14 protein-coding genes, 1 tRNA gene and 1 riboswitch are annotated in these 15,072 nt (G+C 31.2%); of the genes, 9 read left to right on the top strand and 6 right to left on the bottom strand.

All coding sequences use genetic code 11. From position 1 onward, the window contains the following. Positions 1–432: AI-2E family transporter (locus HMPREF2647_RS10960; protein ID WP_141756746.1), on the bottom strand; the 432-nt coding region annotated here is incomplete at its 3' end. Positions 433–702: 270 nt separating this feature from the next. Between HMPREF2647_RS10960 and HMPREF2647_RS02600 the strand changes: the two genes are divergently transcribed. After that, on the top strand, positions 703–1,446 hold the full coding sequence (locus tag HMPREF2647_RS02600) for an esterase family protein (RefSeq protein WP_070859489.1): 744 nt from the start codon (positions 703–705) through the stop codon (positions 1,444–1,446). Between the two features lie 121 nt (positions 1,447–1,567). Further along, positions 1,568–2,077: a 2'-5' RNA ligase family protein gene (locus HMPREF2647_RS02595; RefSeq protein ID WP_019835650.1), complete on the top strand. Its 510-nt coding sequence runs from the start codon at positions 1,568–1,570 to the stop codon at positions 2,075–2,077. A 49-nt stretch (positions 2,078–2,126) separates the two neighbouring features. Here the strand turns inward: HMPREF2647_RS02595 and ltaA are convergent, their stop codons facing one another. Together ltaA and HMPREF2647_RS02585 are read right to left on the bottom strand one after the other, a co-directional pair. Next, a complete protein-coding gene (ltaA, locus tag HMPREF2647_RS02590) occupies positions 2,127–3,323 on the bottom strand; it encodes a lipoteichoic acid biosynthesis MFS flippase LtaA (protein WP_049379561.1) in 1,197 nt (398 codons plus the stop codon). Then, the gene (locus HMPREF2647_RS02585; RefSeq protein ID WP_070859487.1) at positions 3,298–4,476 is read right to left on the bottom strand and encodes a diglucosyl diacylglycerol synthase; all 1,179 of its coding nucleotides are present in this window, start codon (positions 4,474–4,476) and stop codon (positions 3,298–3,300) included. The genes ltaA and HMPREF2647_RS02585 overlap by 26 nt, the downstream gene beginning before the upstream one ends. A gap of 379 nt (positions 4,477–4,855) precedes the next feature. Between HMPREF2647_RS02585 and HMPREF2647_RS02580 the strand changes: the two genes are divergently transcribed. From HMPREF2647_RS02580 to HMPREF2647_RS02555, 6 genes are all read left to right on the top strand, one after another. Then, positions 4,856–6,340 carry a UDP-N-acetylmuramoyl-L-alanyl-D-glutamate--L-lysine ligase gene (locus HMPREF2647_RS02580; protein ID WP_070859485.1) on the top strand — a complete coding sequence of 495 codons (1,485 nt, stop codon included), beginning with the start codon at positions 4,856–4,858 and terminating at the stop codon, positions 6,338–6,340. Continuing rightward, the gene (locus HMPREF2647_RS02575) at positions 6,330–6,587 is read left to right on the top strand and encodes a YueH family protein (protein ID WP_002448049.1); all 258 of its coding nucleotides are present in this window, start codon (positions 6,330–6,332) and stop codon (positions 6,585–6,587) included. The genes HMPREF2647_RS02580 and HMPREF2647_RS02575 overlap by 11 nt, the downstream gene beginning before the upstream one ends. Further along, complete coding sequence (locus HMPREF2647_RS02570; protein WP_002455523.1) at positions 6,584–8,146, top strand: peptide chain release factor 3; 1,563 nt, start codon at positions 6,584–6,586, stop codon at positions 8,144–8,146. The genes HMPREF2647_RS02575 and HMPREF2647_RS02570 overlap by 4 nt, the downstream gene beginning before the upstream one ends. A 120-nt stretch (positions 8,147–8,266) precedes the next feature. Then, positions 8,267–8,399, top strand: a riboswitch (yybP-ykoY riboswitch). 56 nt (positions 8,400–8,455) lie between these two features. Then, positions 8,456–9,253 carry a TerC family protein gene (locus HMPREF2647_RS02565; protein ID WP_002455522.1) on the top strand — a complete coding sequence of 266 codons (798 nt, stop codon included), beginning with the start codon at positions 8,456–8,458 and terminating at the stop codon, positions 9,251–9,253. Between the two features lie 233 nt (positions 9,254–9,486). Then, entirely contained in the window at positions 9,487–11,346 is a 1,860-nt protein-coding gene (locus tag HMPREF2647_RS02560) for a trypsin-like peptidase domain-containing protein (RefSeq protein WP_070859483.1), read from the top strand. Between the two features lie 18 nt (positions 11,347–11,364). After that, a complete protein-coding gene (locus HMPREF2647_RS02555; RefSeq protein ID WP_002488327.1) occupies positions 11,365–12,723 on the top strand; it encodes a TrkH family potassium uptake protein in 1,359 nt (452 codons plus the stop codon). Between the two features lie 163 nt (positions 12,724–12,886). Here the strand turns inward: HMPREF2647_RS02555 and HMPREF2647_RS02550 are convergent, their stop codons facing one another. Both HMPREF2647_RS02550 and HMPREF2647_RS02545 read right to left on the bottom strand, forming a co-directional pair. Next, complete coding sequence (locus HMPREF2647_RS02550; RefSeq protein WP_070859481.1) at positions 12,887–13,489, bottom strand: CPBP family glutamic-type intramembrane protease; 603 nt, start codon at positions 13,487–13,489, stop codon at positions 12,887–12,889. A gap of 15 nt (positions 13,490–13,504) precedes the next feature. Then, on the bottom strand, positions 13,505–13,681 hold the full coding sequence (locus tag HMPREF2647_RS02545) for a YkvS family protein (protein WP_002448045.1): 177 nt from the start codon (positions 13,679–13,681) through the stop codon (positions 13,505–13,507). A gap of 188 nt (positions 13,682–13,869) precedes the next feature. Between HMPREF2647_RS02545 and HMPREF2647_RS02540 the strand changes: the two genes are divergently transcribed. After that, positions 13,870–14,859 (top strand): lipoate--protein ligase, encoded by a 990-nt coding sequence (locus HMPREF2647_RS02540; RefSeq protein ID WP_048762301.1) that lies wholly within the window; start codon positions 13,870–13,872, stop codon positions 14,857–14,859. Positions 14,860–14,949: 90 nt separating this feature from the next. On the opposite strand, the gene HMPREF2647_RS02535 is transcribed toward HMPREF2647_RS02540, so the two are convergent. Then, positions 14,950–15,038 (bottom strand) — tRNA-Ser (locus HMPREF2647_RS02535). Positions 15,039–15,072 lie beyond the last annotated feature (34 nt).

Genomic DNA, 15,072 nt, shown 5'->3' with positions numbered 1-15,072 from the left:
ACTATCACTGATTGATTTCATTGTTGAATTAATTTTCGCTGTTACATCACTTGGTAATTTATCCATTTGATTTAATGAGAAATTAACCACTTGCTCTGCATCACGTTGTAAAGTTGGTGTTGCTTTGATTAAATTATTAACATTAGAAATAATAATAGGCGCAATGAAAGCTACTACGATAGCGATAATAGCGATTAATACGATAAAGATAGTTAAAATACTTGCCCAACGTGGGAAACCCCATTTTTCCAAAAGTGTTTGAAAAGGTAAGCAGATATAAAATAAAAATCCACTTAACAAGAATGGAAGAAACACTGAACCAATAATAGTTGCTATAGGTGTAAATACACTATGCACTTCCATAAATAACTTTATAAGTACGAACAGGATGATTAAGAAAATCCCAGTTCGAAACCATACTTTATTAAGCATAGACTTACTTCCTCCTAAAGTAATGAATTCATTAGTAATAAGTATATCTTAAATAAGAGATGTTAAAAAGGAAAAGTTGATTAACTAAAAAAGAATTATATTATAATATTTAGTTGTATAAAAATAGATGAGCTTAATTAAACAATTCCTAATTTTCTTAAAAAAGTATATAAAATCTAAAATAAAAAAGCTTATTATAAATGTTTATATCACTGTCACTAATAAATAAAATTGATACAATATGAATATATATGAAGGAGAGAAGATAACATGGGAGAATTTAAAGCTGGAAAAATTAATAAATATATTTTGAGTAGTGACATTCTAGAAAGAGATATCACATTGTCGATTTATCTTCCAGAAGATTTTACTGAATTATTTAAGTCTCAGGTGATTATTTGTTTTGATGGATTGGATTTTTTCCGATTTGGAAGGATTCAGCGTGAATATGAACGTCTAAGAAAAGAGGAACATATTGAACGTGCTATTATTGTTGGATTTCATTATGAAGATGTTGAGAAACGTAGAGAAGAGTTTCATCCTCAAGGTAGTCGTAGTCAAAAGACGATTCAGTCAGTAGTTAAAGAGCTTTTACCTTTCATTGATCAAACGTTCCCTACATATAAGGTGGGAAATTCTAGATTATTAATAGGAGATAGTTTAGCTGGAAGTATTGCCTTTCTTACTTCATTGACCTATCCTTCAATATTTAGTCAAATAACTATGTTTAGTCCGCACTCAGATCATACTGTTCTTGAAAAATTTGAGACATGTAAGCAACGTAATCGATTAACGATTTGGCATGCGATTGGTAAAGATGAAATCGATTTTAAATTACCAACGACTGGTGAGCAAGCGGATTTTTTAACTCCAAATAGAAAGCTAGCAAACCTTATTGAACAAGATGAGCGTGTCACTTACGTATACAATGAATTTAATGGTAGTCATAATTGGAAATCATGGAAACCTATGCTCGGAGATATTCTCTATTATTTTTTAAATAATAATAAATAATAGTACATATTAATAGTTTACAAATCTTTTTTGAAAGCCTTTTCAAAAAATGTTGTATCTAATAACGTATTAAATAGAATTTTGATATAATAGAAGTATGTTAAACAAAGGAGGAATTTCAATGAAGATAGGATTAGCACTTATTCCGTCACAATCATTTCAAAATGAAGTAGATGGCTATCGTAAGCGTTATGATACTGAGTATGCACGTATTATGCCACATATTACGATTAAACCTCACTTTGAACTTAAAGAAACAGAATTAGATTCATTTAAAGACGAAGTTAAACAAACATTAGATGGATTTAAACCTGTAGAGGTCCACGTGACAAAAGCTTCAAGCTTTAAACCGACAAATAATGTTATTTATTTTAAAGTAGAAAAAACAGAAGAATTAGAAAATTTATTTAATACATTTAATACCGAATCATTTTATGGTAAAGCTGAACATCCATTCGTTCCTCATTTTACGATTGCTCAAGGCTTAACGAGTCAAGAATTTGAAGATATATTTGGTCAAGTGAAGCTTGCAGGGGTAGACTATAGAGAAACCATCGATGAACTTTCATTGTTACATTACAATGAAGATGAAGATAGATGGAACATTGTTGATAGTTTTAAACTAGCATAATATGTATATAAAAAAAGAAGTCAAAACATTTTAGTTTTGACTTCTTTTTTTAAGAATATTTTTGATGCTTTCTACTTTTGATAAAATAAATGCCATAAAAAATAGCGAGTAATAGAAAAATCAAAGCTGAGACATAGAATGTATTATTTAATCCATTTGAGAATTGAGCGATAAGGCCTCCGAAAAGAGGACCAATCATTGAACCAAAGCCTTGGACGCTATTAAATACACCCCAAGTTTCTTCTTGTTCAGATGGATCGATATGTCCAGCCATAAAAGTATTCCAAGCAGGTAATAAAATGCCATACATTAAACCTATAAAGGCGGCAACTATCCAAACAACAATAATATTGTTAACTAGTGAGAGACCAAAAATAAATAGCGTAAACAATATGAATCCTACAAAAATAACGGTATACATAAAGCCAGTGCTATTTTTATCGATCATTTTAGATAAAAATAACATTGATATTGCACAACCAATACCACCAATAGCGATAGCAGCAGTATATTCAATAGTTGTTACCCCCACAACTTTTGTAGCATACGTCGGCAATATTGGAAGCAAAGCTGATATTGAAGCACCTTGCAACAAAATACCTGGGAATAAAATCATATGACGTTTCATTACCTCTACGATTTGACCTAATTGTTCTTTCACAGGTTTAGTATTATAATTTGTGAGTTTTACATCTACAAAATAATAAAGTATCCATGCAATGATAACGACAAGAGACATCGCAAATGCAAATCGCGTTGGATGTATTTTGACTAGAACATTCATAAACGCCCAACCTACAAGCAAACCTAATAACCATGAAAAGTATACATAACCCATTTGTTTGCCACGTTGACTTTCTTCCACACTAGATAACATGATTACCCATATTGGACTTACTGCAATCCCTAGCATAATTGCACTAATGATGATAATGATGGGATTAGCTGGAAAGAAAATAATTAGAAACAAGCTTAAAAAAGCTAATAAAAAACCTAAATTAAGGACGATTTTAGTCCCGAATTTCTTTAATAAAAAACCAATCACAAAGTTAGTAGCTGCATCTGAAATAAAATGAATAGATAGTGCTACTGAAGTCACAGCTACAGCAATAGAGGTTACAGTAGGTAAATAGTTAACATAACTTAATACATACATTCCTCTAGCAAATTCCATTAAAAATAAAATAACGAGCATTATTTTAAAGTTTTTACTTATGCTTTTATTGTTTGACAAAGAACTTGGCATATAATGGCACCTTTCCATAAATTTCTTGCTGTTGAGATGAATGATCGAGCATATTCAATAAATCGATACAAAGTCGATGGGTTGAATAATCTACTCTATCCTGACGCATTGTATTTATCATTAGAGTTAATTTGTTCGAATCATGTGTTAATTCAGAGACAATGTCAATTGCATCTTCAGGAGTATTAGCAATTCTACCATACCCTTTTTCTTGGAAATAATACGCATTTTCTAGTTCTTGTCCTGGAGCAGGATTTAAGAAAATCATTGGGATACTTCTTGTCAAACCTTCGGATATCGTAATCCCACCTGGTTTAGTAATCATTAATTGACTTGAAGCCATCCATTCATTCATATGTTTTGTATATCCTAAAATGAGAACGTTGTCGTAAGATTTAAATCTAGCTTCCAAATTACGTTTAAGTCCTTTACTTCTACCACAAACCATAACAACTTGAGCATGAGGACTTTTTTCTAAGATACGTTCTATCATATGTTCAAAACCTTTTGATACTCCAAAAGCACCTGCAGACATAAGAATAGTAGTTTTTTTAGGGTCTAAATGATATTTTTTTAGCCAAGCCTGTTGATCAATATCCGTTTCAAATTTATCAGAAATAGGGATACCTGTGACTTTAATTAAAGATGCCGGTACACCAACGTTTACGAAGTCTTCTTTTGTATCTTCAGTAGCCACATAATATCTATGAGAATTTGGAGTAATCCAGTTCTTTTGTAGACGATAATCCGTCATGACTGTTGCGATAGGGATACGCATGTTAAATTGTTCAGTTAATACTGACATCACGGGCGTTGGAAAAGTCATTAAAATCAAGTCAGGCTTTTCTTTTAAAAGTAGATTAATCAGTTTATTTAAACCATAGTATTTATAAAAACATTTATCTAATTCATCTGGTCGACTATAATAAAAGTTTTTATACATATTTCTAAAATATTTAAAGCTATTGATATACCATTTTTTACAAATAGACGTAAGGATGGGATGTGCTTCCATAAATAAATCATGCTCAATAACAGAAATATGAGATAGATTCATGTCATTCAATTGATTGACAATACTTTGTGTCACTTGTAAATGACCATTCCCAAATGATCCAGTGATAATCAATATCTTTTTATTTTGAGTAACCATTAATAGTCACCCTCCAATAATTTAAGTTTAATCCATCGAATGATGTATTACAGTAAAAATACACACTAGGATAAATAATATGTATTTCATTCAAGAAAGTCATAAAATTTATTTATAGTGAATTATAGCATATTAGAACAATGATTACTTTAACTTTATACCCTTATCCTAGCACTAATAAAGTGAAATGTATGGGACTTACACTAAGATAAGAAAAAATTTATAAATAATTAACTTGGAATTAATATTAATAATATAGAACATACAAAAGTTATTTGATTTTGAGTAGTTCAGAATTTACTTTTTTAGGTGAGAATAAATTTATCAACAACTTTAAAATGTGTATAATAGAGATATTGAAAAAAAGGAGCGATACATTTTGAATGCGAATGAGTTGTTCAATAAAATAAGAGTTAAACAAGTTATAGGAACTTTAGATATAGATATCACTGATATTACTACAGATTCTCGAACTGCTAGTGGAGAAAGTATCTTTGTAGCCTCTAAAGGATATACTGTAGATAGTCATAGATTTTGTCAAAATGTCATTGACCAAGGAACTAAAATTATAGTTGTAAACCGTAAGCAAGAAGTTAAAGGAGAAGTCACACAAGTTATTGTACCTGATACTTTAAGAGTAGCCAGTATATTAGCGCATACATTATTTGATTATCCAAGTCAACAACTCACTACTTTTGGCGTCACTGGTACAAATGGTAAAACTTCAATCGCGACAATGATTCACTTAATTTACAGAGGATTAGACAAAAATAGTGCGTATTTAGGTACGAATGGATTTCAAATTAATGAAGAAAAAACAAAAGGGGCAAATACTACTCCTGAAACTGTATTGCTTACTAAAAAAATTAAGCAAGCTGTAGATAGTAAAGTTGAAGCAATGACTATGGAGGTCTCAAGTCATGGATTAGCTCTAGGACGATTAAGAGGGGTAGAATTTGATGTAGCTATTTTTTCAAATTTAACCCAAGATCATTTAGACTTTCATGGCACAATGGAAGCTTATGGACATGCTAAATCATTACTATTTAGTCAATTAGGTGAAGATTTATCAAAAGAAAAATATGTGGTATTAAATAATGATGATGATTTCTCTAAATATTTAGAAACGGTAACACCATTTGAAATATTGACATATGGTATAGATAATGGAGCACAGTTTATGGCTCAAAATATCAAAGAATCTTTACAAGGTGTACAATTTGATTGTGTTACTCCATTTGGCACGTATCATGTTTCATCACCCTATGTAGGTAAATTTAATATCTCAAATCTTATGGCAGCTATGATAGCAGTGTGGAGTAAAGGAGTCGATTTCAAAGATATCGTAGAAGTGGTAAAATCTTTAGAACCTGTTGAAGGGCGTCTAGAGGTTTTAGATCCATCACTTCCAATCGATTTAATTATTGATTATGCACATACTGCTGATGGTATGAATAAACTGATTGATGCAGTGCAACCTTTTGTTAAACAAAAGCTCATCTTTTTAGTAGGCATGGCTGGCGAACGTGATTTAACAAAAACGCCTGAAATGGGGGCTGTTGCATGTCGAGCAGACTATGTGATTTTTACACCTGACAATCCAGCAGATGACGATCCTAAAATGTTGACTGCAGAACTTGCTAAAGGTGCAACACATAATAACTATATAGAATTTGAAGATCGAGCTGAAGGTATTAAACATGCTATCGAAGTCGCGAATCCAGGTGATACAGTTGTACTTGCTTCTAAAGGTAGAGAACCTTATCAAATTATGCCAGGACACGTGAAAGTGCCACATCGTGACGATTTAATTGGTTTAGAAGCTGCGTATAAAAAGTTTGGAAAATCCAACTATGATCATTAAGCAACTTTCTGAACAAAATGAAATAATCAATGTCTATCTATATGAACACGTGCATCATTCTTATTATATGATAGCTATTCCAGATATGTTTTGGTCTGTAGAATTAAATGCACAACTCAATGAACAGGAAATAAATGAAGAGTTAATAATGCAATTATTTACATTTAAAGAAGAAAGTGAAGCATTGCGTATAGCTTCTCAGTTATCTAAGTGGATAATAAAGGATTTAAAGGAGAATAATGAATGAGTTTAAAAGAAGAAATAGAATCAAGAAAAACGTTTGCTATTATTTCACACCCGGATGCTGGTAAAACGACGCTAACTGAAAAATTATTATATTTTAGTGGTGCTATTCGTGAAGCGGGTACTGTAAAAGGAAAAAAAACAGGGAAATTTGCAACCAGTGACTGGATGAAAGTAGAACAAGAACGTGGTATTTCTGTAACCAGTTCAGTCATGCAGTTTGATTATGATGATTATAAAATTAATATTCTAGATACACCAGGACACGAAGATTTTTCTGAAGATACATACCGAACATTAATGGCGGTTGACAGTGCAGTAATGGTTATCGATTGTGCAAAAGGGATCGAACCCCAAACATTAAAATTATTTAAAGTATGTAAAATGAGAGGCATTCCTATCTTTACTTTTATCAACAAATTAGACCGTGTAGGTAAAGAGCCATTTGAACTATTAGAAGAAATAGAAGAAACGTTAAATATTGACACATACCCAATGAATTGGCCAATAGGAATGGGACAAAACTTTTTTGGTATTATTGATCGTGAGACTAAAACTATTGAACCTTTTAGAGATGAAGAGAACATATTACATTTAAATGATGAGTATGAACTTGAAGAAGAACACACCATTGGCAATGATAGTGCTTTCGAACAAGCGATTGAAGAATTTATGTTAGTTGAAGAAGCTGGCGAAAAATTTGACAATGGAGCATTATTAAATGGCGATTTAACTCCTGTATTTTTTGGCTCAGCATTGGCTAATTTCGGGGTTCAGAATTTCTTGAATGCATATGTAGATTATGCGCCTATGCCTAATGCTCGTCAGACGAATGAAGAAGTTGAAGTTAGCCCGTTTGATGACGAGTTCTCGGGTTTTATATTTAAAATTCAAGCGAATATGGATCCAAAACATAGAGATAGAATTGCTTTTATGAGAGTAGTCAGTGGCGCGTTTGAAAGAGGTATGGATGTGACCTTGCAACGTACCAATAAAAAACAAAAAATCACACGCTCTACCTCTTTTATGGCAGATGATAAAGAAACCGTCAATCACGCTGTAGCTGGAGATATTATTGGATTATACGATACAGGTAACTACCAAATTGGTGATACATTAGTTGGAGGTAAACAAAAATTTAACTTCCAAGATTTACCACAATTTACACCTGAAATTTTCATGAAAGTCTCTGCTAAAAATGTTATGAAACAAAAACATTTCCATAAGGGAATTGAACAGCTTGTGCAAGAAGGTGCGATTCAATATTATAAAACACTTCATACGAATCAAATTATTCTCGGTGCAGTGGGTCAATTACAATTTGAAGTATTCGAGCACAGAATGAAAAATGAATACAATGTAGATGTCGTCATGGAACCTGTAGGTAGAAAAATTGCACGTTGGATTGAAAATGAAGAGGATATTCAAGATAAGATGAACACGTCACGTTCTATTTTAGTGAAAGACAGATATGATAAGTTTGTTTTCTTATTTGAAAATGAATTTGCTACACGTTGGTTTGAAGAAAAATTCCCAGATATTAAACTATATAGTTTATTATAAAAAATGACAATATAAGGTTTAATTTAAAATAATAATAATGAGATACAATATTTTTAGCTTTAACATTGTTTATATATACCAAATCTGGTTATAATACTCTTAACAAATAAATACCTATGACTTAATGTCAGAGGGGAGTAACTTGAGAATTTGAGGGGCTATATTACTAACATCTTAAATTCAGCATTTTATCGTCATTACGAAGTTGATACTTCCGGTAAAATGAGCAAATTTGTTAAGTGAGACCTTTGCTATGAATTAGCATAGGTCTTTTTATTTGTAAAAAATAAATAAAGGAGCTGTCTTTTCATGGATCCAAGCTTAATTTTACCTTATTTGTGGGTAATATTAGTGTTAGTATTTTTAGAAGGATTACTAGCAGCAGATAACGCGGTTGTAATGGCAGTAATGGTTAAGCATTTACCACCAGCACAGCGTAAAAAAGCATTATTCTATGGTTTACTAGGAGCATTTATTTTCCGTTTTATTGCTTTATTTTTAATTAGTATTATTGTGAATTTCTGGTTTATTCAAGCGATTGGTGCTGCATACTTAATTTTCATGTCTATTAGAAATCTTTGGAATTTCTTCCATAAGAAAGATGAAGAGGAACAAGTTGGGGATGAACATCATTATGATGAAACTGGCGCTGAAAAGAAAGTAAGTGCTGGAAAATTTTGGGCTACCGTATTTAAAGTAGAGTTTGCTGACATTGCTTTTGCAATTGATTCTATGTTAGCAGCAATGGCTATTGCAGTGACACTTCCTAAGATGGGTATTCATTTTGGCGGAATGGATTTAGGTCAATTTGGAGTCATGTTCATCGGGGGTATGATTGGTGTTATTTTAATGCGTTTTGCAGCAACATGGTTTGTTGATTTATTAAATAAATATCCAGGTTTAGAAGGTGCCGCTTTCGCAATTGTTGGCTGGGTAGGTATTAAATTAGTAGTTATCGTATTAGCTCATCCAGATATTGGCGTATTATCAGAAGATTTCCCACATAGTACGTTATGGCAAGCAATCTTCTGGACTGTAATGATTTTATTAGTTGTGATTGGATGGTTAACATCAGTACGAAAAAATAAAAAGAATGCTAAGCATTAGATATAATCGATACCTTTTGAAGTTTTTTATAAGAGACTTCAAAAGGTTTTTTCAATTAATAACTATTTGTATAATATTTTTAGAAAATATTTGACAATCGTTTGCTTATTAACACTAATGATATTAAAATTTAAGTAATATATAAATTAATTCAGATAGATATATAACCACATAAAAGTAAATCATTTTTTTAGTGATATATATTGTGATTTCAAGGTTAGGAGTGGGCATCTTTGGATAATGATAAAAAACAAGTGATACCGCGTAGTAAATATGGGCGTAAACGTCACGAATACTTTCATAATGAAGAACGTGAGGAACGTATTGAACGTGAAAGACAAAAGCGTGAACATTTAGCGGAAAAAGAACAGCATCAAGCAAAAGTAAATGAAGAACGTGTCAAAGATAATTTAAGAAAAGCTAGAATTGAGAAATTAACACAAGAAGAAATTCAACAACAACAACATTTAGCTAAGTTAAGATCAAAAAGAGATGCATCAAACACAGCTAAGAAAAATAATAGGCATCATTTAACTCTGCCTGAAGAACAACATCTTAAACAAGAAGACATACATAATGAGAAATTGAAACAGCAAAAACCAATTTCGAGTAATGGCTCAAAAAGTGAAAATGAAACGAATAAATCTATAGAACCAACTTATAGTAGATTGAATAAAAATAATGAATCTCGTCAAAAGTCTAAAAAAGAAAAAGACAATCAGCATAATGATACAATTAAAACACAATCTAAACATCCAACAATAACTGAAGAATCATACACTTCAACTAAGGATAAAGAATCAATCGATACTGAGAAAGAACAAATGTCAACTCAGCAACATTCAACTCAAGTAGAACATACTAAGAGTGAACAATCAAAGCACATATCTAATTCTGATAAGAATACGACAGAAAATATATCGGATCAACAACCTCATGAATCACATGAACAATCAGCAAATGATACACAAAATAAGATCGTTGACTTTTTAAAAGAACATTGGATTAAAATTTTAATCGCAATTGCGTTAATATTAATCTTAGTTTTAGTAAAAGCTATTTTTACTGAACCTTCTCAAGAGCAACATTCAAATCAAACACATACACAAGATAAGAAGTACACAACAACTATGAAAAACGCTAATAATACTGTCAGATCAGTGGTAACAGTAGAAAGTGACGCACCTAAGAATACTTCAGTTCAAACAACAAATTCAAAATCAGATAATGAACTTGGCTCAGGTGTCGTCTACAAAACTGTAGGCGATACTTTTTTTGTATTAACAAATACGCATATTGTTGGTGAAGCGGATAAAGTTAAGATTACATATGGAGAGAATAAAAGTATAAAAGGTGACGTTGTCGGAAAGGATAAATGGTCAGATATTGCAGTAGTGAAAGCAAAAATCAATGATAAAAATATTAAACCTATCCATATTGGAAATTCAAATAAATTAGTTTTAGGGGAATCGATATTAATTGTAGGTAATCCTCTAGGAGAAGAGTTTAGAAATACGGTATCAAAAGGGATTATTTCGGGGCTAAATCGGTTGGTTCCTGTTGATTTTGATAAAGATAATAAAAATGATGAATTGATGCAAACGTTCCAAATTGATGCTTCTGTTAATCCAGGAAATTCAGGTGGGGCTGTAGTTAATAAAGATGGAGAGCTTATTGGTATCGTTTCATTAAAAATTAATATGCCAAGTATAGAAGGAATGGGTTTTGCTATTCCCATTAATGAAGCTAAATCAATCGCTAAAGAGCTTGAGAAAAATGGGAAAGTAAATTACCCCAATACTGGAATAGCTTTAGAAAATGTAAATGATTTAAATCATTATGAACGCTCACTTTTAAAATTACCTAATGATATAAATGATGGGATTTTAGTGAAAAAATTAAAAGATGACGGTTTAGGTAAAAAATCAGGTTTAAAAATTGGTGATGTCATTGTAAAATTAGAAGGTAAAACATTAAAAGATAATTTGCAGTATAGACACATCCTGTTTAACCATCGACAAGATTTAAAAACGTTAACGGCTAAAATTTACAGAGATGGAAATATTCAAGATATAGAAATTAATTTGAAATGACATTGAGGTGACAAACTAATGTCTATTTTCAGTAAATTATTCAAAAAATCAACGCCTCAACAAGGTATTGTTTTATATTATTTAATTGCAATTGTCGTTGCATTTTTATTACTCAATTTACCTTTTGTACATAAACCTGGCGTGAAGGTGAGTCCTATAGATACATTGTTTGTAGCTGTATCTGGAATTAGTGTGACCGGTTTAACGCCAGTCAGTATTATTGATACCTATTCATCATTTGGCCAACTTATCATTTTAATTATCTTAAACATCGGTGGCATAGGCGTAATGGCGATAGGTACAGTGTTGTGGGTAGTACTTGGTAAACATATTGGTATGCGCGAACGTCAACTTATCATGCTTGATAATAATAAAGACACAATGAGTGGGACAGTTAAGCTTATTATTGAAATTGTTAAAACCATCATGACTATCGAAATTGTAGGTGCACTCTTGCTTGCATTTTATTTTTACAGAGATAATCCTGATTTAAAAAATGCTTTAATGCAAGGTTTGTTTGTATCTATTTCAGCTACTACAAATGGTGGGTTAGATATTACTGGCCAATCACTAGTTCCATATGCCAAGGATTACTTTGTACAAACTATTGTAATGTTTTTAATTATTCTTGGATCAATTGGTTTTCCAGTATTACTTGAAATCAGAGCTTATATACGAAATAGAGTAAGTCATTTTAGATTTTCTTTATTTACTAAAATTACAACAACGACTTACTTTTTCCTATTTATATCTGGATTTTTATCTATTTTAGCACTTGAGTACAATCATGCATTCAAAGGATATAATTGGCATCAATCTTTATTCTATGCATTATTTCAATCTGCAACTACACGTAGTGCTGGATTACAAACCATTGATGTGACACACTTTAGTGATGCAACAAATGTCATTATGAGTATTCTCATGTTTATTGGATCTTCTCCGAGTTCAGTAGGAGGAGGTATTCGAACAACGACATTTGCGATACTTATTTTATTTGTGATTAATTTTAATAACAATACAGAAAAATCATCGATTAAAGTATTTAATAGAGAAATTCATACCATCGATATACAGCGTTCTTTTGCTGTGTTTATAATGGCGACAGTACTTACTTTTGTAAGTATCATTATTATATTAGCAGCAGAAGCCAATAATTTATCATTCTTACAGGTATTTTTTGAAGTCATGTCTGCATTTGGAACATGTGGCTTATCACTTGGGGTGACAGATAATATTAGCAGTATTACCAAGGTCGTCTTAATGCTTCTTATGTTTATAGGACGTGTCGGTTTAATATCATTTATTATTATGATATCTGGTCGTAAAGAACCTGATAAATTTAGTTATCCAAAAGAGAGAATTCAAATTGGATAACTAAAAAAGGAAAGTGGGATACATTCATTTTGAATTCGTTATCCCACTCTTTTTTGTATGTAGATAGTTATGTTTTAAATAAAAAAAGAATATCGTTATTGAAATGAATCGTGATACCAATTAAAAAAACCTTTTCTTAGTTTTAGCAACTAAGAAAAGGTTTTTATCCATGAAAGATAAGTAATAAAATGATGGCAACAATTTGACCTAAAGACGATGTAACAATACGTCTTGTATACTGATAACTCAATGATAATATGACTTGAGCTATAAAGATAAAAATAACAATCCACCATTTATCAAGATAGATAAATAAAGAACTAGAACATAATGCAGGTATTAAAATTGATAGCCAGCGAGGTAGTCTAAATTTATTTAACTCTTTTTGTAAGACAGCACGCATGTATAACTCATGACAAGGGATGACAAATAAGATAGTAACTAACATTTGCCATTTAAAATATACACCTGTTCTTGATAACTCTTTAATTAATTCGGTATAAGTAATTTGTGACGATATAAGTGAAAATATAAGTTGTATTATCACTAATACAACACCTGTGATTACGCCCACACCAATAGAGGTTAATAGACGTTTTGATGTGATATCACGTTGATAAAATACATAACTAATGCCAGCAATTAACATTATACCAGTATATAAATACCAATATTCTTGATGTTCTCCCCACATTATAAATAAGATAAGATGAAATACAATAAAACTTGCAACAAACCAAATTAAGGGTTTAGATGTATTTTTCATTTAATATTAACCTTCTTATTCAACGATTTTATATCGTTTGTGATTAATAACTGTTTTTTCAGGTAAATCTAGTTCATTAAAATTTTCCATAATTGTCAAATCAACAATAACTGAATTATCATTAATTTTTTCAACACGGCCTCTTAAACCGTCATAAAATTCTACAATATTTCCAACTTCTGCAACAGTCATTTCGAGTCCTCCTCAAATCATAGCTAGACTATATTGTACTAAAATTTACACTACAAATAAACAAATATATACTAAAATCAGAAAATATTATATTATTTTTGAAAATAATGCCATAATTAAGTTAAATAATCGATAGTGGAAGATATATTGCATTATTAAATTTTAAAAGAAAGAGAAAGGTGAGAGCTATGAAATTTGTAAGTAATAATAATATTACTGATCCTACAATTAACTTAGCCATGGAAGAATATGTACTTAAATATTTACCTGCAGATGATAGTTACTTTTTATTTTATGTTAATGAACCCTCAATCATTGTAGGTAAAAATCAAAATACAATTGAAGAAGTTAATAAACAGTATGTAGATGAGCATCATATTCATGTTGTACGACGAATTTCTGGAGGAGGAGCTGTGTACCATGATAAAGGCAATTTGAATTTTAGTTTTGTAACGAGTGATGATGGTAACAGTTTTCATAACTTCAAGAAATTTACTGAGCCTATTGTTCAAGCTTTACAATCTATGGGTGTAGATGCAGAAATGACAGGCCGTAATGACATTCAAGTAGGCGCAGCTAAAATTTCTGGAAATGCTATGGTTAAGGTTAAAAATCGTATGTTTAGTCATGGTACATTAATGCTAAATAGTGATTTAGAAGAAGTACAAAACGCATTAAAAGTGAATCCTAAAAAAATTCAATCTAAAGGTGTGAAGTCTGTACGTAAACGCGTAGCAAATATTGAAGAATTTTTAGATGACTCTATTACAATTGATCAATTTAAGCAAATTATTTTAAAAAACATCTTTGGTGAGCATGAAGTAGAGGAATATCATTTAACGGAAGAAGACTGGAACAATATTAAGCAATTAAGCAATGAAAAATATCGCACTTGGGATTGGAATTATGGTAAAAATCCGAAATATAATTTTGAACGTGACGAGAAGTTTGAAAAAGGATTCATTCAAATTAAATTTGATGTCAAAAAAGGAAAAATTGAGCATGCTAAAATCTTTGGCGATTTCTTTGGAGAAGGAAATGTCAATGAATTAGAAGATGCTTTAGTAGGAACATTACACGATTATACTCATATAAAAGAAGTAATGGAAGACTATGACTTTTATCATTACTTTGGTGATATTGATAAAGACAGTATATTGAAGTTAATGGCGTATTAGTTTAAATATAAAAAAGGAGTCAAATTGTAGAAACATTGGCTCTTTTTTTATAAAAAAAACTCTTTACTTAAAAAGTAAAGAGTCAAATGACGGAAACGGAGGGATTCGAACCCTCGCGCCGCTCTCGCGACCTACACCCTTAGCAGGGGCGCCTCTTCAGCCAACTTGAGTACGTTTCCATATGGCTCCGCAGGTAGGATTCGAACCTACGAC

Source organism: Staphylococcus sp. HMSC035D11, from assembly GCF_001836075.1.
Lineage (GTDB): Bacteria > Bacillota > Bacilli > Staphylococcales > Staphylococcaceae > Staphylococcus > Staphylococcus hominis.
This window is presented reverse-complemented; position numbering and strand designations above follow the sequence as displayed.

Coding starts and splice junctions, on each gene's coding strand:
- HMPREF2647_RS02595 (WP_019835650.1), top strand. CDS start 1,568: ATGAAGATAGGATTAGCACTTATTCCGTCACAATCATTTCAAAATGAA.
- HMPREF2647_RS02540 (WP_048762301.1), top strand. CDS start 13,870: ATGAAATTTGTAAGTAATAATAATATTACTGATCCTACAATTAACTTA.
- HMPREF2647_RS02575 (WP_002448049.1), top strand. CDS start 6,330: ATGATCATTAAGCAACTTTCTGAACAAAATGAAATAATCAATGTCTAT.
- HMPREF2647_RS02565 (WP_002455522.1), top strand. CDS start 8,456: ATGGATCCAAGCTTAATTTTACCTTATTTGTGGGTAATATTAGTGTTA.
- HMPREF2647_RS02585 (WP_070859487.1), bottom strand. CDS start 4,476: ATGGTTACTCAAAATAAAAAGATATTGATTATCACTGGATCATTTGGG.
- HMPREF2647_RS02570 (WP_002455523.1), top strand. CDS start 6,584: ATGAGTTTAAAAGAAGAAATAGAATCAAGAAAAACGTTTGCTATTATT.
- HMPREF2647_RS02600 (WP_070859489.1), top strand. CDS start 703: ATGGGAGAATTTAAAGCTGGAAAAATTAATAAATATATTTTGAGTAGT.
- HMPREF2647_RS02555 (WP_002488327.1), top strand. CDS start 11,365: ATGTCTATTTTCAGTAAATTATTCAAAAAATCAACGCCTCAACAAGGT.
- HMPREF2647_RS02550 (WP_070859481.1), bottom strand. CDS start 13,489: ATGAAAAATACATCTAAACCCTTAATTTGGTTTGTTGCAAGTTTTATT.
- ltaA (WP_049379561.1), bottom strand. CDS start 3,323: ATGCCAAGTTCTTTGTCAAACAATAAAAGCATAAGTAAAAACTTTAAA.
- HMPREF2647_RS02545 (WP_002448045.1), bottom strand. CDS start 13,681: ATGACTGTTGCAGAAGTTGGAAATATTGTAGAATTTTATGACGGTTTA.